At 66.8% G+C, this 16,731-nt stretch carries 21 protein-coding genes; 5 read left to right on the top strand and 16 right to left on the bottom strand.

Annotation, left to right across the window (positions count from 1 at the left end):
* Positions 1 to 60: 60 nt before the first annotated feature.
* Positions 61 to 1,262 (top strand): IS3 family transposase gene (locus tag AC0GNO_RS08595; protein WP_472903721.1). Its coding sequence is split into 2 segments (ribosomal slippage): positions 61 to 331 and positions 331 to 1,262, totalling 1,203 coding nucleotides; the frame shifts between segments, so codons are not numbered across the junction.
* Here the strand turns inward: AC0GNO_RS08595 and AC0GNO_RS08600 are convergent.
* From AC0GNO_RS08600 to nifA, 16 genes are all read right to left on the bottom strand, one after another.
* On the bottom strand, positions 1,204 to 2,730 hold the full coding sequence (locus AC0GNO_RS08600) for a flavin monoamine oxidase family protein (protein ID WP_472903722.1): 1,527 nt from the start codon (positions 2,728 to 2,730) through the stop codon (positions 1,204 to 1,206). The two genes, AC0GNO_RS08595 and AC0GNO_RS08600, sit on opposite strands and share 59 nt — an antisense overlap.
* Before the next feature lie 19 nt (positions 2,731 to 2,749).
* Positions 2,750 to 3,046, bottom strand: a complete 297-nt coding sequence (locus AC0GNO_RS08605) for a 2Fe-2S iron-sulfur cluster-binding protein (RefSeq protein WP_290968272.1) — start codon at positions 3,044 to 3,046, stop codon at positions 2,750 to 2,752.
* A gap of 47 nt (positions 3,047 to 3,093) precedes the next feature.
* Positions 3,094 to 3,933, bottom strand: a complete 840-nt coding sequence (locus tag AC0GNO_RS08610; protein ID WP_472903723.1) for an SIR2 family protein — start codon at positions 3,931 to 3,933, stop codon at positions 3,094 to 3,096.
* A gap of 9 nt (positions 3,934 to 3,942) precedes the next feature.
* On the bottom strand, positions 3,943 to 5,106 hold the full coding sequence (locus tag AC0GNO_RS08615) for a DegT/DnrJ/EryC1/StrS family aminotransferase (protein ID WP_472903724.1): 1,164 nt from the start codon (positions 5,104 to 5,106) through the stop codon (positions 3,943 to 3,945).
* A 6-nt stretch (positions 5,107 to 5,112) separates the two neighbouring features.
* The gene (locus AC0GNO_RS08620; RefSeq protein ID WP_472903725.1) at positions 5,113 to 5,373 is read right to left on the bottom strand and encodes a hypothetical protein; all 261 of its coding nucleotides are present in this window, start codon (positions 5,371 to 5,373) and stop codon (positions 5,113 to 5,115) included.
* A 5-nt stretch (positions 5,374 to 5,378) separates the two neighbouring features.
* A complete protein-coding gene (nifT, locus tag AC0GNO_RS08625; protein ID WP_291096782.1) occupies positions 5,379 to 5,603 on the bottom strand; it encodes a putative nitrogen fixation protein NifT in 225 nt (74 codons plus the stop codon).
* Between the two features lie 28 nt (positions 5,604 to 5,631).
* Positions 5,632 to 6,774, bottom strand: coding sequence for a cysteine desulfurase family protein (locus AC0GNO_RS08630; RefSeq protein ID WP_472903726.1), 1,143 nt, complete (start codon positions 6,772 to 6,774; stop codon positions 5,632 to 5,634).
* 106 nt (positions 6,775 to 6,880) lie between these two features.
* Positions 6,881 to 7,210, bottom strand: coding sequence for a DUF3024 domain-containing protein (locus AC0GNO_RS08635; protein WP_472903727.1), 330 nt, complete (start codon positions 7,208 to 7,210; stop codon positions 6,881 to 6,883).
* Positions 7,207 to 7,488 carry a nitrogen fixation protein NifZ gene (locus AC0GNO_RS08640; protein WP_472903728.1) on the bottom strand — a complete coding sequence of 94 codons (282 nt, stop codon included), beginning with the start codon at positions 7,486 to 7,488 and terminating at the stop codon, positions 7,207 to 7,209. Before AC0GNO_RS08640 ends, AC0GNO_RS08635 begins: the two co-directional genes overlap by 4 nt.
* Complete coding sequence (locus AC0GNO_RS08645) at positions 7,485 to 7,847, bottom strand: nitrogen fixation protein NifZ (RefSeq protein WP_472903729.1); 363 nt, start codon at positions 7,845 to 7,847, stop codon at positions 7,485 to 7,487. The genes AC0GNO_RS08640 and AC0GNO_RS08645 overlap by 4 nt, the downstream gene beginning before the upstream one ends.
* Positions 7,840 to 8,676: a 4Fe4S-binding leucine-rich repeat protein gene (locus AC0GNO_RS08650; RefSeq protein ID WP_472903730.1), complete on the bottom strand. Its 837-nt coding sequence runs from the start codon at positions 8,674 to 8,676 to the stop codon at positions 7,840 to 7,842. The genes AC0GNO_RS08645 and AC0GNO_RS08650 overlap by 8 nt, the downstream gene beginning before the upstream one ends.
* Positions 8,673 to 9,257 (bottom strand): hypothetical protein, encoded by a 585-nt coding sequence (locus AC0GNO_RS08655; RefSeq protein WP_472903731.1) that lies wholly within the window; start codon positions 9,255 to 9,257, stop codon positions 8,673 to 8,675. The genes AC0GNO_RS08650 and AC0GNO_RS08655 overlap by 4 nt, the downstream gene beginning before the upstream one ends.
* Before the next feature lie 9 nt (positions 9,258 to 9,266).
* On the bottom strand, positions 9,267 to 9,674 hold the full coding sequence (locus tag AC0GNO_RS08660) for a HesB/IscA family protein (protein ID WP_472903732.1): 408 nt from the start codon (positions 9,672 to 9,674) through the stop codon (positions 9,267 to 9,269).
* Between the two features lie 198 nt (positions 9,675 to 9,872).
* Entirely contained in the window at positions 9,873 to 10,067 is a 195-nt protein-coding gene (locus AC0GNO_RS08665; protein ID WP_077334077.1) for a 4Fe-4S binding protein, read from the bottom strand.
* 48 nt (positions 10,068 to 10,115) lie between these two features.
* Positions 10,116 to 11,714: a nitrogenase cofactor biosynthesis protein NifB gene (gene nifB / locus AC0GNO_RS08670; RefSeq protein ID WP_472903733.1), complete on the bottom strand. Its 1,599-nt coding sequence runs from the start codon at positions 11,712 to 11,714 to the stop codon at positions 10,116 to 10,118.
* A gap of 463 nt (positions 11,715 to 12,177) precedes the next feature.
* The gene (gene nifA / locus AC0GNO_RS08675) at positions 12,178 to 13,869 is read right to left on the bottom strand and encodes a nif-specific transcriptional activator NifA (protein ID WP_472903924.1); all 1,692 of its coding nucleotides are present in this window, start codon (positions 13,867 to 13,869) and stop codon (positions 12,178 to 12,180) included.
* A gap of 336 nt (positions 13,870 to 14,205) precedes the next feature.
* On the opposite strand from nifA, the gene AC0GNO_RS08680 reads away from it, so the two are divergent.
* The 4 genes from AC0GNO_RS08680 to iscA are packed head-to-tail and all read left to right on the top strand — an operon-like array spanning position 14,206 to position 16,683.
* Positions 14,206 to 15,450 carry an IscS subfamily cysteine desulfurase gene (locus AC0GNO_RS08680; protein ID WP_472903734.1) on the top strand — a complete coding sequence of 415 codons (1,245 nt, stop codon included), beginning with the start codon at positions 14,206 to 14,208 and terminating at the stop codon, positions 15,448 to 15,450.
* A gap of 40 nt (positions 15,451 to 15,490) precedes the next feature.
* A complete protein-coding gene (gene iscU / locus AC0GNO_RS08685; protein ID WP_177138556.1) occupies positions 15,491 to 15,928 on the top strand; it encodes a Fe-S cluster assembly scaffold IscU in 438 nt (145 codons plus the stop codon).
* 36 nt (positions 15,929 to 15,964) lie between these two features.
* The gene (gene erpA / locus AC0GNO_RS08690) at positions 15,965 to 16,342 is read left to right on the top strand and encodes an iron-sulfur cluster insertion protein ErpA (protein ID WP_177138558.1); all 378 of its coding nucleotides are present in this window, start codon (positions 15,965 to 15,967) and stop codon (positions 16,340 to 16,342) included.
* Positions 16,343 to 16,359: 17 nt separating this feature from the next.
* Positions 16,360 to 16,683 (top strand): iron-sulfur cluster assembly protein IscA, encoded by a 324-nt coding sequence (gene iscA, locus AC0GNO_RS08695; RefSeq protein ID WP_472903735.1) that lies wholly within the window; start codon positions 16,360 to 16,362, stop codon positions 16,681 to 16,683.
* Positions 16,684 to 16,731 lie beyond the last annotated feature (48 nt).

A 16,731-nucleotide genomic window follows, 5' to 3' on the forward strand; every position in this document is an offset into this window, starting at 1 on the left:
CTTGCCCCTGAAAAGTGGAGTTCTTAGTCCTTGTTGAAAATACCGACAAGGAGTCAAGGAATGACAGCAGCAAAGCAGGTGCGTGCGCAGTACACGCAGGAGTTCAAGTTGGAGGCGGTCCGTCAGGTGAGCGCCGGTCAGGCCATTGCTGTGGTGGCCAAGGTGTTGGGGATCCCCAAGGCCAGTCTGGGCAATTGGGTTCGCCAGGCAGCCAAAGGCGCGTTGAGCGGCGCTGGGGGCGATAACAAGGCCGTGGGGGTCTCGCCCGAGCAGATGGAGATAGCGCGTTTGCGAGCGGAAGTTGCGCGCCTGAGGATGGAGCGCGACATCGCAAAAAAAGCCGCGGCGTACTTCGCGCAGGACACGCTGCGAGGTACGCCTGGATTCACCAAATGAGGCAGCAGTACCCGGTGAGCGTCTCCTGCGGCGTGCTGGAGGTCAGCGCCAGCGGCTACTTCAACTGGCTGCGCCGCCCACAGGACATCGCTGGCAGGCCCGGCGGGCGCCACAGCGACGAAGCACTGCTGGCACACATCCGCGCCATCCACGCCGAGGTCAAGGGGGAATACGGCTGGCCTCGGATGCACAAGGAACTGCTGGCCAGGGGCATCCGGGTGGGCAAGGACAGGGTGCGCAAGTTGATGCAGCAGCACGGTATCCGTGCCAGAACCAAGCGCAAGTTTGTGGTCACCACCGACAGCCGCCACAGTCTGCCGGTGGCACCAGACCTGGTGCAGCGGCGCTTTACCCCCGAGGCACCCAACCAGCTGTGGAGTGGAGACATCACCTACATCGCCACCGACGAGGGCTGGCTGTACCTGGCTGCGGTCATCGACCTGTTCAGCCGTCAGGTGGTGGGCTGGAGCCTGCAGCCGCACATGCAGGCGGGCCTGGTCAAGGACGCGCTGGCCATGGCGTGGTGGCGGCGGCGCCCGCCGACTGGTCTGATATTCCACAGCGACAGGGGCAGCCAGTATTGCAGCGGCGAATTCCAGGATGCTTTGAAAGACTGGAAGATGCGTTCCTCGATGAGCAGGAAGGGCAACTGCTGGGACAACGCGCCGACCGAGAGCTTCTGGGGCCGCCTGAAAACGGCCAGCGTGCATGGGCACAAGTTCGCCACGCGAGAGCAGGCCAAACAGGCTGTGATGGACTGGATGGCTTTCTACAATCACCGCCGGCTTCATTCCTCGCTGGGCTACCTCAGCCCGATGCAGTTCGAGCAACGCTGGTACGAGGCACAGCGCAAAAAGGCCGCGTAATCGTCGGGCTAAGAGCTACACCAAACGAGGGCAAGGTCAGCAAGCCCTTGTTCCAGCCCGCGAACGCTGCCAGCAGCTGGGGCGTGAGCGCGTGCTGCCCTTGCGCCACCGCAGCGTCGGCGGCGTCGAGCGCCGGCAACAGCGCGTCAATCTGCGCCAGGCTCTCGCTGTAGACGCGGTCCACCGTCGCGAGCAGCGCGCGCTGCGTGAGCAGATCTTGTTGCTGGCTGGAGAGCAGGCGCGTCAGGTGGCGGCGGTACTGGTCGGGCGCGGCAGCGGCGCGCGCGGCCACGCCTTCGGCAAAGGCCCGCAGCGCGGCTTCGCGGTCGTGGGCCACGGGCCCATGAGTGACGGTGGTGGGCGCTTTCTGGCGCAGCAGCGCGTGGGCGATGCGGTTGGCCGCTTCGAGCGCGCCTTCCATGTGTCCGGCGCCATGGGCCGCTGTTTCACTGCCGCCCAGGAACACCCGGCCGCTCCACTGTGGCTGGCGCAGCAGCGGGTCGGCCAGTGGCGGTTCGGGCGGTGTGGCGCGGTCGGTGTCGCTGCAGGTCCAGGGCTCCAGCGCCCAGTCCTGCAGCTGCAGCCGGCCGCTCTGCGCGGCCTGGCCGTAGAGCTGGGCGAGCTGGCTGTGAATCAGCAGCGGCAGACCGCGCTGGAAGTGCTCACGCTGCGCCGGGTTCAGCGCCACGAAGCCGCTCAGCGCCGCGCCCTGGGCGCCGTCGCAGGCGTCGAACACCTCGCCGAGAACGGCCTGTGGATGGCGCACAAAGGCGTTGCCCGATTGCCCGGCTTCGCGCCAGAAGGCGTGGTCAAAAGCGACCAGGGCCTTGGCGTGCGTCGCCATCCAGGTGGCGGTGCTTTCCATCGCGTCCCAGACCGCCGCGGGCAGGGGCGGGTCCAGCAGCATGCGCTGGTGTACCAGGCGCGGCGGCAGGGCCAGCACGACCTGGCGCGAGCGCAGCGGCGCACCGGTTTCCAGCATGATTTCAATGTGGGAACCGCGGTCGCGCAGCACGCGCACGGGCTTGCCCAGCTGCAGGCAGCCCGCGGGCAGTCCGGCGGCGAGTGCATCGGCCAGCCGAGCCGCGCCTCCCTGGATGCGCCGCGCGCCGGCGTGCACGCCGCCCTCTTCCTGCCGCCGCTCGGGTTCGCGGTTGGGGTCGGTGAGCCAGAGTGCGTCGCCCGGATCGTGCTGGGTCAGCGTGGCCAGGCCGAGTTCGCCCAGCAGCGCGCTGATGCGCGGCTCGGTCTCGGGCCAGTACCAGGTGGCGCCCAGGTCGAGCGCCTGGCCTCTCTCCGAATCGGTACGGGTCAGCACCCGGCCGCCGAAACGATCGCGCGCTTCGAGCAGGGTCACGTCCAGGCCGCGCGCGACCAGGCTGCGGGTGAGCGCCAGGCCACACAGGCCCGCGCCGACCACCACGACGTCGGCCACCTTGTGGGTCGGCAGATGCAGCAGCTCGGCCATGGTGGGTGCGCCCTGGGGTTCAGCTCGTCATCAGAAGCTCAACCGTGATCGGGTCTTCGCCGAGCACCGCCTGGCATGCCAGGCGCGAGGCCGATCCGATGCCGACCATGCCGTCGAGCTTTTCGTTCTCCTTCGGCTGGATGCGCGACAGGCTCTTGCGGCCGCTGGTGACAAAGACGTGGCAGGCCTCGCACTTGGCGTCGCCGCCGCATTTGCTCATGATCGGCTCGCCCACGCCGAGCAGGGCTTTGAGGATGGTGGTGCCGGCGGCAACTTCGTAGGATTTTCCGGAAGGAAGGACGGTGATCGTGGTCATGGTTGTGGCCTCATGGCTTGGGGGTTGGGAAACGGAACCGGGGAAACTCAGGCGGCGAGCGCGGGCTGCATCGCATCAATGAAGGCCGCCGAAAAATCGGCCAGCGGCATGTTGATGCGCGTGATGCCCTGCTCTTCGAGGAAGCGCGCTTCCATGCGGGTCGGCTCGTTGGGCAGCACGGCCCAGTGCAGGTCGCTGGAGCGCTTCATGATCTGGCGCGCGAAGCAGCGCGTGAGCTGGTCGTCGAAACGGCAGCCGAGGAACAGGAAGCTGCGGCCGGTGCGCCAGGCCTGCACCGCCGCGGGGATGGGGGTCTGGATGTCGATCTCGGTCAGCACCTCGACGTAGTCGCTGTCGGACACCAGGTAGTTGCCGGCCGGGCTGTGGCCACCCCAGGGCTTGTAGTGCGTGGGTGCCACCGGCAGGGCTTCGAGCTTCTGGCCCTGGGCGTCGTAGGCGCCGGTCCAGTGGCCAAAATGTTCGGACTGCGACAGGCCTTGCACCTGGTTCCAGCCGCTGCCGCCGCGCACGCGGGTCAGCGCGTTCAGCATGGTGTCGTCGTACCAGGTGTCAACCCAGAGGCCGGCGTTGCTGCCCGCCAGCGCCAGCTGCAGCGCCGAAGGTTCGGGCGAGCTGGCAAAGGCCTCGTTCATCAGGTGCACCACCGACTTGCGGTGTTTGAAGTTTTCGATGAACTGGGCCGCCTGCGTCAGGCGGTTGCGCACCTTGTGCGGCACGCTGACCTTGGCCGTCATGAAGGTCGCCAGGTCCAGCGGCGTGGCCGGCACCTTGCCGGGTTCACACAGCGACAACATGTCCGGGCCCAGGTAGGGGATGACGCTGCCGGCGTCGAGTCGGCGGGCGATGTCTTGGATCAGGTCGGTCATGGTTGTTCCTTAGAGGTAAATGGCGGCACCGGCGCCTACGTTGGTGGCCGTGTCTTTGAGCGTCGTGACGATGTACTGCACCTGGACCTCGTCCATCTGGGTGTGCAGCGGCAGGGCCAGGGCGCGGTCGCCGATGCGGTCGGTGTCGCGCAGCAGGCCGCGCTGCTGGCCGATGGACTCAGTTGCGTTCATGTAATAGAACTGCTGGTGCAGCGGGTGGCTGTAGGCCGCGGTCTCGATGCCGCTGGATGCCATGTCGTCCACCATCTGCGCGCGGGCGCTGGCGGTGAAGCGTTTGCCCAGATGCACCACGTACAGCATCCAGTGCACCTCATCCACGTTCTCGGCCAGGTAGGGCGGCTTCACGCCCTCGAAGCTCTGCATCTGCTCGTGGTACCAGAGCTCCACCTGCTTGCGCTCCATCAGCCGGTCGTCCAGGCTCGCGAGCTGGGCCAGGCCGAGCGCGGCGGTCATCTCGCTCATGCCGGCCTGCAGCGGCACGCGCGATCCGACCGAGACCGAATGCCGGTCGCTCACGCGGCGCTGGCGCAGGTAGCGCAGCTCGTGCACCAGCGCGTCGTCGTCGGTGACCAGCATGCCGCCTTCGCCGGTGCACAGGGCCGAGGGCTGCGAGAAGTCGAACACCGACACGTCGCCGAAGCTGCCCACGGTCTGGCCCTTGTAGCGCGATCCCAGGGCTTCGGTGCTGTCTTCGATCAGGGGGATGCCATGCGCTTTCGCGAGCGCCCGCAAGGGGTCCCAGTCGGCCGGGTGGCCATTGGTGTTGCCGGCCAGGATGGCGCGGGTCTGCGGTGTGATCTTGAGCGCGGCTTTTTCCGGGCTCAGACAGCCGGTCCAGTAGTTGATGTCGGCGAACACCGGCGTGGCGCCCGCGAGCGTGATGGCCTGCGCCACCTGGTGCCAGGCGTGGCTGCTGCAGACCACCTCGTCGCCCGGGCCGATGCCGTAGGCGCGCAGGGCGATCCAGGTGCCCAGGGTGCCGCTGCCGACCGCGACCGCATGGCGCCGCCCGGCCCAGCCGGCGAAGGCACGTTCGAACGATTCCAGCATGGGGCCATCGCCCCAGCGGGCCGATTCCAGCACGGTGGTGACGAGCTGGATCTCGCGCTCGCCGCACGCGGGCTCGTAGAGGGAGATGGCATCGATTTCCATGATTTTTTACTCTTGCGTCAGGATCAGGGCATCGGCTTCCTCGGGCGCCTCCGTCACGCTCCAGCAGTGGCCGTTGGAGGTGGCGAGGTAGACCTTGCGGGTGCCCAGCAGGAGCGCGGGCTTTTCGTCGCGCATGTCCATCGCATCGACCAGCACCACCTTCATGTCGGGGTGCTGGGAACGCCAGATCGAGGCCGCGTCGCGCAGGGTGGCTGCCGTGCCCACGAGTTCACCGGCGGCGCGCAGATGTTCGGTGCTGATGGACATGGCGTTCAGTCCTCGGAGACCGAAGACGCCAGGCGGCGCGCTTCGACGGTGATGGGCAGCGTCGTGCCTTCGGGCATGACCGGCAGTTCGAGCTGCCAGCCGTTGGCGAGCGTGACCAGACCACCCCACATGCCGGGATTCACCATGTCGACGATGGGCTCCTCCAGGTCTTTCTTGGGCACATAGGCGCTCAGCACACCTTTGGCATCTCGGCGGATCATCACTTTCATCATCGACTCCAGTCAGGCAAACAAAAAATCAGGACTCAGCGGCAACGCTGAGCAAGGGTTCGAGCAAGGCGGGCAGGCTGTTCAGCAGCAAGGCAATGTCTTCGGCGCGGGTTTCATCACCGAGCGAAAAGCGGATGGCGCACAGCGCCTCGTCGCGCGGCACGCCCATGGCGGTCAACACGTGCGAGGGCTCGCTGCCGCCCGAGGAACAGGCCGCGCCGCTGCTGGCCGCCACGTTCAGGCGCGAGAGGCGCTGCAGCACGACGTCGGCGTCCACCAAACCAAAACGCAGGTAGCTGGTGCCCGGCAGGCGCGGCACGCCCTGGCTCCACACGTGCAGGCCCGGCAGTTCGGCCAGACCGCGTTCGAGCGCGTCGCGCAGGCCGGCCACCTGTTCGGCCTGTGCCGCCAGATCGCCCAGGCGCTCCAGCGCCACGGCCAAGCCGACGATGGCCGGCAGGTTCTCGGTGCCACCGCGGCGGCCACGCTCCTGGCTGCCCGGCACCGGCGGCACGAGGGACCGGCCCTGGCGCAGCAACAAGGCGCCCGCGCCCTTGGGCCCGTGGAATTTGTGGGCCGAGAGCGATACCGCGTCGGCCGGGTAGTCGGCAAAAGAAAAGGGCTGCTTGCCGATCCACTGCGTTGCGTCCACGTGCATGGCAGCACCGGCCGCGTGGGCCATCGCGGCGACTTCCGTCACCGGCATCAACGCACCGGTTTCGTTGTTGGCCGCCATCAGCGAGACCAGGGCCAGATCCGGGCCCATCAGGGCTTCGGCGGCGGTGAGGTCGATGCGGCCGTCGGGCAACACCGGCATGAAGTCCACCGGCACGCCCTGCTCGGCCAGCGAACGCGCCAGACGCAGCAGGGCCGAGTGTTCGACCGCGCCGATCAGCAGGCGCTGGCTGCCTTGCACTTTGGCTGCCGTGAGCAGGCCCAACAACGCCATGTGGTTGGCTTCGGTGGCGCCGCTGGTGAAGATGAGTTCGCTGGTCTTGCAGCCCAGGGCCTTGGCCGCGGTGGCGCGGGCCGCGCCGAGCACCCGCTTGGCGTCCTGCCCCGGCCCATGTTGCGACGAAGCGTTGGCCCAGGCCAGCTCATACACCGGCCCCATGGCGGCCAGCACCTCGGGCGCTGGCGGCGTGGTCGCGTTGTGATCCAGGTAGATCATGGCGAGCTTCTCCCCCAACCCAGGGCACCGCCGGGCCGGCTTTGCCGGACGGCCAGTGCCGCCCCCTCGGGGGGTAGCGCAAAGCGCTGCGGGGGGTTCACGGTCCTCATGGCCAGAACTGGCGTTCGCTGTCGAGGCACAGCAGGTCGAGCAGCGGTTCGATCTGGTCGGCCCGTTCTTTCTCCACCCAGGCTTGCTGCTGGTGGTCGCGTGCGCACAGCGTCCAGCAGGGGTGCTCACCCACGGGCGGCTTCAGCAGAGCAATGGCAATGGTGCCGCCGCTCGGGTCCACGTTGCGCGAGCAGCACGGGCTCTCGACCCGGTAACCCTGCTCGTCGATCAACACGGTGGGCTGCACGAAGCGATAGCGCACGCGTTCCTTCAGTGCCCGCTCCAGGCGGTGCAAGGTCAGGTCACGCGGCGCGACAGTGTTCATGCAACCTCGTCTTCGGTCTCGGGCAGCAGGCCGGCCGGGGCGGGCACGAGTTCGATCTCCATGCAGCCGACCACGCAGCCGGGGAACTGCACCAGGTAGACCGGCTCGTTGAGTTCCTGGGCGTGGCCGATGTTGACGATCTCGCCCACCGTGCCGCGTGCGGCCAGCAGGGCGTCGGGTTCGCATTCGGGGTGGCTGCCGTCGTTGACGAGGTCGTCCAGTGCGATCACGCGCTGGCCCCAGGCGTAGACGGGTTCGCGGGGTTCGATGCCGTTCATGCTGACTCCTGTGTGGGTGTGGGTTGACCGAGGGTGGTGATGGAAGCGGCCTTGTCGCCGAGCTGCGCCAGCACCTCGTCGGGCAGGTTGTCCAGGGTGCAGAGTTCTTTGGCGCGCATGCCGACACGGTGGCCGGATTCGACGAAGTCGACCGCGTAGATGTAGAACTGCTGCAGGAAGGTGTTGATGTTGATGACGTAGCCGATCTCGCCCTTGTTCACCAGCACCTCGCCGATGTCCTTGCCGTTGTAGGTGCCGTCGTTGCGCACCACCGAGCGCGCGATCACGCGTTCGCCGTACTGAAAGCGGGGGGGGAAGGCGAGTTCGATCTCGGCGTCGTCGCGGTTGATGTCAGCCATGTTGCGCTCCCGGAACCAGTGAAAGGGCCTGGCGCGTGTCCTGGCGTTCGAGCACGCTCTGGCGCACCAGGGGGTCGTTGTCCTCGCGCAAGGGGCCGAGCAGGGACGGATCGGCGCGCTGCGCCACTTCCCAGCGCACGCGCCAGTCGGTGTCGGTCATCAGGCGCGGCAACAGGGGCGCGGGCAGGCGCTCGGCGACCGTGCGGCGCACCTCGGGCGAAGCGTCGCTGAGCAGGATCAGCAGCGCCGGCATTTCCAGGCGCTGGGCCACGATCAGGCGCACGGCGCGGTCGGGGTCGCGCGCCATGGTGGGCAACAGCGCCAGCGGAAGGCGCCGCGCCACCCATTCGCGCACGCCGTAATCGGTGTCGTTGCGCATGGCGGCGAGTTCGGCGGTTTCCAGGCGCTGGGCGACGCGGATGCGCACCTCGCGGTGCGGGTCGTGCGCCATGCGGCCGAGCAGCTGCTGCGGCAGGCGCAGCGCGATCTGCAGGCGCACGGTTTCGTCCGGGTCGTCCATCAGCGAGGCCAGGCGGAACACGTTGGCGTGGCGCGCGGCGATGGCACGCACCTCGAAGTACGCATGGCCGAGCTGGCGGTCGCCCTGCTCCGGGTGCCAGCGGAAGAAGCGGTCGATGCGGCGCGCGTACACGTCCTGCATGCAGGCGTGGCCGGGTTCGCAGCCCTGTTCGGCGGGGCGATCGCGCAGGGCCGCGTATTCACAGGCGGCGCAGTCCACCGGGCCGCCCTGCCAGTGCGAGGCCTCGATGTCACCGGCCGGGGCTCGGGTGCCCTTGAACTCGGCGAGCGAGGTTTCTTGGGCGTTCATAACTTCGCCCCGTTTCCGCTCCAGCCGCGCACCGGGTAGGCGCTCAGCGGGTCCACGGCGTTTGGCGTGTCGGCCGCTTCGCGGCGCGCCAGCACGTGCGAGAGCAAGGCACCACCGAGGTGGTCCTTGGGGTCGAGCTGACGCAACGCGGCCAGCATCAGGCGCGCCTCGTCAAAGTCGCCCAGGCGCAGGCTCAGGTAGGCCAGGCCCTTGAGTGTGAACAGGTAGAAGCGCACAGCAGGGTCGTGGCGCAGAGCGTCGTCGTCGGGCAGTGCGTCACCAAAGTTAGGACCGAGCGCGGCGCGCGCGATGGCCAGCGCGTCTTCACCGACCGCGCGGGCCTTGTCCAGCGCATGGCCATAAAAATGAAACCGGTAGAGCGCGATCAAGGGCCCGGGGTGGCTGGGCGCCAGGGCACGGGCCCGCTCCAGCAAGGCCAGGGCTTCATCGCCCTGGTCGCGCTTCAGGCCCGCGGCCTTGATCAGCGCATCGACCTCCGGACTGACCGCACCGCCGATCGCACCGGCGCCGAACGCGTCGAGCGCGTCGTCCAGCCCCAGGTTGACGACGGCGGCGTTCATGGCCTGCGCTCAGGAGGCCAGTGTGGCCGGGCGACCGCGCCCGATGGCGCCGATCTCGATCTTGGTCACACCCACGGTGGGCGCGCTGTCGGTGGAAGCGCTGCTGCAGCCGCAAGCGGCCTGGTTCGGGTTGGTGAAGGTCAGGCCCGACTGGGTGGGTGTGTCGGCGAAGTCGACGATCACGCCTTCGAGCATCAGGCGACTTTCAGCCCCCAGGAACAGGCGCAGACCTTCGATCTCCAACACCCGCTCACCCGGGCCGGGCGCCGCCTCGGCACTGAATTCCGAGCTGTAGCCCGAGCAGCCGCCCGGGCTGACCGCCAGACGAAAACCCGCACCCGCCGGCAAACCGGAGAAGCGCACGATGCGCGAAATGAACTTGACGGCGGCGGGCTTGAGGACGATGTTGGGCAGCATGGTGGTGGTCTCAGGTTGTCTCAATGAATCGGTGTGACAGCAATGTTTCGGGCAATGCCCGAAGCGAGTTGCAAGCCCCAGGGCGAGCGAAGCGAAGCCCCCTCCAGGGCACCCGCGGAACCGGCTTTGCCGGGCCGCCAGGTGCGCCCCCTTGAGGGGGGATGCGGCTACGCGCAGCGAGCAAGCAACGGGGGTGCTTCAGACTTTTACGATGCAGCCGTCCACGGGGCAGACCGCCACGCATTGCGGTTCGTCGTAGTGGCCTTCGCAGTCGGTGCACTTCTTGGGGTCGATGACGTAGGTGCCGCCTTTTTCGCGGATCGCGACGTTCGGGCACTCGGGTTCGCAGGCCGAGCAGGCGGTGCAGGTGGACGCGATGATCTTCATGGGCATGGTGGCTCTCCTTCTGGGGACGTCGTGGGGGATGGGATGGGGTGGGTGTCAGGCGGCTTCTGCCAGACCGCCGGTGAAAGCGCCCTGGCGGATCTGCGCGTCGCCGCGCGGCTGGTGCGTGATGGCGCCGTTGGCGATGCGGCCGCGGTAGTCGTTGAACCACTCCAGCGCGGCCTTTTCGATGAACTCGCCGACGTACTGGTCCACCGGCTCGACACCGGCAGCCAGCAGCTCGTCGCGCGGGCAGGCGCCGATCTTGGCGACCAGCACGGCGTGGCAGTCGTTGATGGCGTTGACCACCGAAGGCAGCTGCTCGTCGTCGCCGTGACCGCCCTGGCAATACAGGTCGACGCGGCGGTGGCCGACGAACAGGGCCTGTGCGGCCGAGACTTCAAACACCTGGAACTCGGTGACGTGGCCGAAGTGCTCGTTGACCCGACCACCGCCCTTGGTGGCGACCGCGACCAGCACCTTGAGGTCGTCATCCACACCGATGGCCGTGGCCGCGGCCAGGGCTTCGTGTTTGGCGGCCTGTTGCGCCTGGCGCTCGACCTCGACCTTGTCCTGGTAGCTCTTGCGCTTGTCCAGGTCGTAGACCACTTCCATCTGCTCCAGCTTGTCGAGCGTGAACTCTTCCGAGCGGTCTTCGCCCAGCAGGCCCACCGCGTCGGCACGGCACTGGCGGCAATGGCGCATCAGGTTGGCACCGCCCATGCAGGCGTCCTGCACCGCTTTCAGTTCGGAAGCGGTCGGGCCACGCTGGCCGGTGAGGCCGAACACCGTGCCGTGTTCGGCTTCGGAGATCAGCGGCATGATGTTGTGCAGGAAGGCGCCGCGCTTCTTCACTTCGCGGTTCACCTCGATCAGGTGCTCGTCGTTGATGCCGGGGATCAGCACCGAGTTGATCTTGGTGAGCACGCCGCGCGCGGTGAGCATCTCCAGGCCGAGCATCTGGCGCTCGTGCAGGATCTTGGCGGCTTCGTAGCCGGTCACGCGCTTGTGGTTCCAGAAGATCCAGGGGTAGATCTTTTCGCCCACGGCCGGGTCCACCATGTTGATGGTGATGGTCACGTGGTCGACGTTGTATTTGCAGATCTCGTCGACCTGGTCGGGCAGCGCCAGGCCGTTGGTGGACAGGCAGAGCTTGATGTCGGGCGCCTGCTCCTGCAGCATGCGGAAGGTGTCGAAGGTCTTGGCCGGGTTGGCCAGCGCATCGCCGGGGCCGGCCACGCCGAGCACCGTCATCTGCGGGATCTCGCTCGCCACGGCGACCACTTTTTTCACCGCCTGTTCGGGCGTGAGCTTCTGCGAGACCACGCCGGGGCGGCTCTCGTTGCTGCAGTCGTATTTGCGGTTGCAGTAGTTGCACTGGATGTTGCAGGCCGGCGCCACCGCGACGTGCATGCGCGCGTAGTGGTGGTGGGCTTCTTCGGAATAACAGGGGTGGTTCTTGACCTTGTCCCAGACTTCCTGGGGCATGTCGTCGGGGCCGTCCGACGTGCCGCAGCTGGCTTTGCCTTCACCGCCGGAGGTACCGCAGCCGCCACCGGCGGCGGGCAGTTCGGGCGTGGCGCCCAAGGATTTGATCTGGCCGATGCCGATGTAGGTCTTGGCCGGCAATGAACCACTGGCTGCGCTGGTTTGCATGGGAACCCTTTTCGCGTCCGACACTTGGCCGCATGGGGGGACCTATAGCCAATTCCGTGCCACCAAAAATCTTGTTTTAAATCAAATAACTGGCGTCTTTTGTCGGTTGTCGCAGATGCCACAGGAGCCACATCTTTTGAGCGTGTTGCGTCTGGCTTGCGACAAAGGCCACACAGGGAGCGCATACCGCTGGCGCCGTTCTTGGATCTGGGCAAGGCCGGGTGGTTGGGAAGAGAAGTCACAACCAGGTTCCACCCACCCGTTCGCAGACGTGTCGGGTGGCTGCGGCGGAGCGCTGAAGAGGATTCGCGCATGCCCCGGAGTTTCGAGCACATACCCCGTGTTCACGCAGGCCCAGCTGCCTGCAGCAACACATCTGCGCGAGCGCGCAAGCGCCCCGCCGCGGACGCCCGGCGCGTTGCCAACACCTCAGCGTGGCGCCAGCAAGATCAGTGAATAGACATCAGAACTTCCGCACCTCGATGCCATGCTTCTGCAAGGCATAACCCATCTGGCGCGGTGAGATCTTCAGCAGGCGCGCCGCCTTGGCCTGCACCCAGCCGCTGCGCTCCATGGCCCAGACCAGGCGCTCCGCTTCGCCTTCGGGCTTGCCATCGGCGACGGCGGTCGGCGCAGCGACGGCGACCGGCTCGGGTGACGCATCAATGGGTGCTGGCAAGGCGGCGTCGGCCCCGGCGGGCCCCATGGGCCGCTCCTGGATCGGAATCTCCGTCAGGCGGCTGGGCCGCACCGCGTCTTCGCGGTCGATGTGGTGCAGCACCTGGGTCAGGCAGCGGTTGCCCTGGCAAGGGAAGGCCAGGTCCGTGATCACGTCGCTGTGCGCCATGGTCGCGGTGCGTTCCACGCAGTTCTCCAGTTCGCGCACATTGCCGGGCCAGTAGCAGCTGCTCAACACCCGCATCGCAGCAGGGCTGAACTGGGTGGTGCGCGCGTTCTCCCGGTTGAAACGGTCGAGAAAATGTTTGGCCATGGCCGGAATGTCTTCGCGGCGCTCGCGCAGCGGCGGCAGCTGGATGCTGACCACGTTGATGCGGTAGTACAGGTCGGCGCGGAACTCGCCCGCCTTCACCATGCGCTCCAGGTCGCGGTTGGTGGCGAGGATCAGGCGCACGTCCACCTTCACCGGCGTGCCGCCCCCGACACGCTCGAACTCGCGCTCCTGCAAGACACGCAGCAGCTTGGCCTGGAACGATGCCGAGATGTCACCGATCTCGTCGAGGAACAGGGTGCCGCCGTGCGCCATCTCGAAACGGCCTTTGCGCTGCCCCTGCGCGCCGGTGAACGAACCCTTCTCATGGCCGAACAGCTCGCTCTCCAGCAGCGACTCGGTCAGCGCCGCGCAGTTCACACAGATGAAGGCCTCACCCTTGCGGGGCGAAAGGCTGTGGATGGCGCGCGCGATCACCTCTTTGCCGGTGCCGCTCTCACCGCGCAACAGCACCGTCGTGCGCGCCGGCGCCACCTGGTGCACCTGGTCAAACACCTCCAGCATGGGTGCGGAGGTGCCCACCACGTGGTCGATCTTGTGGCCGGGTTTGCCGCCGCTGTGGTTGAGCGCCTTGGACATGCGGCGCACCTCGTCCTGCATGCTGTCGTGGGCGGCGCTGACACTGCGGTGCAAGAGCAGCGCCTGGCCCATCAGCGTGGACACCATCTTGAGCAACTGCAGGTCGTCGCCGAAGTGGCTGCGGGTGTGAGGGTTCAGGTAATCGACCGCCAGCACACCCACCGTGCGCCGGTCCGCCCGGATCGGCGTGGCCAGCATGGCGACACAGGCACCCGGGCTCTGGTCGGCGCCACCGGTGCGGTTCAGGAACAGCGGCTCGGCGCGCAGATCGGGCACTGAAAACGGCATGCCCGTGGCGTAGACGCGGCCGACGATGCCCTCGCCCGGCAGGAACTTCAGACGCTGGCTTTCTTCGTGGCTCAGACCCACGGCACACAGGCCGTGCAGCTCGGCAGAACCCGGTTTGGACAGCACGACAAATGCACGGCGCCAGTCCATGGCCTGCAACAAATAGTTAAGCGCCTCACGAAATGTTTTGTGGACATCGAGCGAGGTCGCGAGCGTCTTGCTGATCTCGTAGATCACGTTCAATTCGCGCCGCGCTGCGGTCATATGTGTGTTCATCACCATGGTGCGCTCCGGGTGGGTGCAAGGCAGGACCTGATACAGGGCAGCGCCGCCCCTGGCGTGGCCGGTGAGCACCAACGCAGGGATTTCTGACGCAGGAAATCCACCTCCTGAGGTGCGCTCATGCAAGAACCGAACCAGTGACTTCGCTGCTTACGCCGTTGATCGTTTGGCGTCCCGCTTTCCGACAAACCGGACAGGGCTGTTCGATGACACGGCGGATGGCGCGAACAAAACCAACAAAGCGGGCCGAAAAACGTCGCGAACAGGCAACAAATGGCATGGCACCGAAATTGCGGAAAGCGAGGCGGCCCACCCAATTTTCTGGAGTCTTCCATGTCGCTCAGCAGCCGAGATCCCACCCCCGCCCGTGCCGCCGCCAGCGTCTACCTCGACTACGCCGCCACCACCCCGGTGGACCGCCGCGTGGCGAACAAGATGATTCCCTATCTGACGGAGTTGTATGGCAATCCGGCGAGCCGCTCCCACGCCTTTGGCTGGGCCGCCGACGAGGCCGTGGAGCTGGCCCGCGAACAGGTGTGTTCGCTGATCAACGCCGACCCGCGCGAGATCGTCTGGACCTCGGGTGCCACCGAATCGAACAACCTCGCGATCAAGGGCGCTGCCCATTTCAACCGCGCCAAGGGCAAGCACCTGATCACGGTCGCGACCGAACACAAGGCCGTGCTCGACAGCATGCGCGAGCTGGAGCGCGAAGGCTACGAAGTCACGGTGCTGCCGGTGTTGCCCAGCGGCCTGCTCGACATCGGTGTCTTTGAAGCCGCCATTCGGCCCGACACCGTGCTGGCCTCGGTGATGATGGTCAACAACGAGACCGGTGTCATCCAGGACATCGCCGCGCTCTGCGCCATCTGCCGCGCCAAGGGCGTGATCTTCCACGTGGACGCGGCCCAGGCCGCCGGCAAGGTGGTGATCGATCTGGACGTGCTGCCGGTTGATCTGCTCTCACTGTCCGCCCACAAGATCTACGGCCCCAAGGGCATCGGCGCCTTGTACGTGCGGCGCAAACCGCGCGTGCGCATCGACGCCCAGATGCACGGCGGTGGCCACGAGCGCGGCATGCGCTCGGGCACGCTGGCCACGCACCAGATCGTGGGCATGGGCGAGGCCTTCTGGCTGGCGCGCGAAAACATGGCCACCGACAACGCCCGCATCAAGACCCTGCGCGACCGCCTCTGGGCCGGCTTCCAGAAGATGGACTGCGTGGTGCTCAACGGCGACGAGACGCACAGCGCCGTGCAGTACCTCAACTGCAGCTTCAACTACGTCGAAGGCGAGTCGCTGCTCATGGGCATCAAGGGCGTGGCCGTGTCGTCGGGTTCGGCCTGCACCTCGGCCAGCCTGGAGCCGAGCTATGTGCTGCGCGCCATGGGCCGCAGCGACGAACTCGCACACAGCTCGGTGCGCTTTTCCATCGGCCGCTTCACCACGGTCGAAGAGATCGATTTCACGATTGCCCAGGTCACCGATGTCGTGAACCGCCTGCGCGCCATGAGCCCGCTGTGGGACATGGTGCAGGCCGGCATCGACCTCAGCACCATTCAATGGTCTGAACACTGATCGCGCCCCTCTTTGTCACACACCCCTCCGGAGAAGCACCATGGCCTACAGCGAACAAGTCGTCGATCACTATGAAAACCCGCGCAACGTGGGCGCCTTCGACGCCAACGACGCCAGCGTCGGCACCGGCATGGTCGGTGCACCGGCCTGCGGCGACGTGATGCGCCTGCAGATCCGCGTCAACGCCCAGGGTGTGATCGAGGACGCCAAGTTCAAGACCTACGGCTGCGGTTCGGCCATCGCGTCGAGTTCGCTGGTGACCGAGTGGGTGCGTGGCCGCACGCTGGACGAAGCGCTGGCGATCAAGAACTCACAGATCGCCGAAGAACTGGCCCTGCCGCCCGTGAAGATCCATTGCTCCATCCTGGCCGAAGACGCGATCAAAGCGGCCGTGGCCGACTTCCGCTCGCGCCAGGCCACCGGCGAAGCCGCCACCCTGGTGTCGGAGCAGCCCGCCTGCGCCTCCAGCACGCGCTGAAACCCACCCCTGTCACACACCACCGGAGTCACCACCATGCAAGTTGCTGCCGCTGCTTCCACCCCCGCCGACCCCATCGCCATGCCGCCCATGCTGGAGTTCACGCCAGCAGCCGCGGCCAAGGTGGCTGAACTGATCGTCGAAGAGGGCAACCCCAACCTCAAGCTGCGCCTGTACGTGACCGGCGGTGGCTGCTCGGGTTTTTCGTACGGCTTCGCTTTTGACGACCAGGTCAACGAAGACGACACCCTGACCGTGACCGCCGGCGTGGCCCTGGTGGTCGACGCCATGAGCCAGCAGTACGTGCTCGGCGCACGGGTCGATTTTGAAGACGGCCTGGAAGGCTCGCGCTTCGTGATCCATAACCCGAACGCTGCCACCACCTGCGGCTGCGGCAGCTCGTTCTCAGTCTGAACCCTCAGGAGATTTCCATGCAGGTCAGTCTCACCCCCGCCGCCGCGCGGCACGTTGAAAAATCGCTGGCCAAACGCGGCAGCGGCATCGGCCTGCGCCTCGCGGTCAAGACCAGCGGCTGCTCGGGCTTCGCCTACGCACTGGAATTCGTCGACGTGCTCAACCCCGACGACCAGTGTTTCGAGACCGCCGGCACCAAGCTCATCGTGGACGCCAAGAGCCTGGCCATGCTGAACGGCACCGAGCTCGACTTCGTGCGCGAAGGCCTGAATGAAGGTTTCAAGTTCAACAACCCGAACGCGAAAAACAGCTGCGGATGTGGCGAATCGTTTGCAGTGTGAAAGCACCCCTCGCGCCGGGTTTTGTTTTTTTGTTGGTTGTCTTTCTTC

This window comes from Hydrogenophaga sp. L310 (assembly GCF_055703065.1).

Excerpts from the sequence above, each read along its gene's own strand:
- AC0GNO_RS08600 (WP_472903722.1), bottom strand. The coding sequence starts at position 2,730 with ATGGCCGAGCTGCTGCATCTGCCGACCCACAAGGTGGCCGACGTCGTG.
- AC0GNO_RS08605 (WP_290968272.1), bottom strand. The coding sequence starts at position 3,046 with ATGACCACGATCACCGTCCTTCCTTCCGGAAAATCCTACGAAGTTGCC.
- AC0GNO_RS08610 (WP_472903723.1), bottom strand. The coding sequence starts at position 3,933 with ATGACCGACCTGATCCAAGACATCGCCCGCCGACTCGACGCCGGCAGC.
- AC0GNO_RS08615 (WP_472903724.1), bottom strand. The coding sequence starts at position 5,106 with ATGGAAATCGATGCCATCTCCCTCTACGAGCCCGCGTGCGGCGAGCGC.
- AC0GNO_RS08620 (WP_472903725.1), bottom strand. The coding sequence starts at position 5,373 with ATGTCCATCAGCACCGAACATCTGCGCGCCGCCGGTGAACTCGTGGGC.
- nifT (WP_291096782.1), bottom strand. The coding sequence starts at position 5,603 with ATGAAAGTGATGATCCGCCGAGATGCCAAAGGTGTGCTGAGCGCCTAT.
- AC0GNO_RS08630 (WP_472903726.1), bottom strand. The coding sequence starts at position 6,774 with ATGATCTACCTGGATCACAACGCGACCACGCCGCCAGCGCCCGAGGTG.
- AC0GNO_RS08635 (WP_472903727.1), bottom strand. The coding sequence starts at position 7,210 with ATGAACACTGTCGCGCCGCGTGACCTGACCTTGCACCGCCTGGAGCGG.
- AC0GNO_RS08640 (WP_472903728.1), bottom strand. The coding sequence starts at position 7,488 with ATGAACGGCATCGAACCCCGCGAACCCGTCTACGCCTGGGGCCAGCGC.
- AC0GNO_RS08645 (WP_472903729.1), bottom strand. The coding sequence starts at position 7,847 with ATGGCTGACATCAACCGCGACGACGCCGAGATCGAACTCGCCTTCCCC.
- AC0GNO_RS08650 (WP_472903730.1), bottom strand. The coding sequence starts at position 8,676 with ATGAACGCCCAAGAAACCTCGCTCGCCGAGTTCAAGGGCACCCGAGCC.
- AC0GNO_RS08655 (WP_472903731.1), bottom strand. The coding sequence starts at position 9,257 with ATGAACGCCGCCGTCGTCAACCTGGGGCTGGACGACGCGCTCGACGCG.
- AC0GNO_RS08660 (WP_472903732.1), bottom strand. The coding sequence starts at position 9,674 with ATGCTGCCCAACATCGTCCTCAAGCCCGCCGCCGTCAAGTTCATTTCG.
- AC0GNO_RS08665 (WP_077334077.1), bottom strand. The coding sequence starts at position 10,067 with ATGCCCATGAAGATCATCGCGTCCACCTGCACCGCCTGCTCGGCCTGC.
- nifB (WP_472903733.1), bottom strand. The coding sequence starts at position 11,714 with ATGCAAACCAGCGCAGCCAGTGGTTCATTGCCGGCCAAGACCTACATC.
- AC0GNO_RS08680 (WP_472903734.1), top strand. The coding sequence starts at position 14,206 with ATGTCGCTCAGCAGCCGAGATCCCACCCCCGCCCGTGCCGCCGCCAGC.
- iscU (WP_177138556.1), top strand. The coding sequence starts at position 15,491 with ATGGCCTACAGCGAACAAGTCGTCGATCACTATGAAAACCCGCGCAAC.
- erpA (WP_177138558.1), top strand. The coding sequence starts at position 15,965 with ATGCAAGTTGCTGCCGCTGCTTCCACCCCCGCCGACCCCATCGCCATG.
- iscA (WP_472903735.1), top strand. The coding sequence starts at position 16,360 with ATGCAGGTCAGTCTCACCCCCGCCGCCGCGCGGCACGTTGAAAAATCG.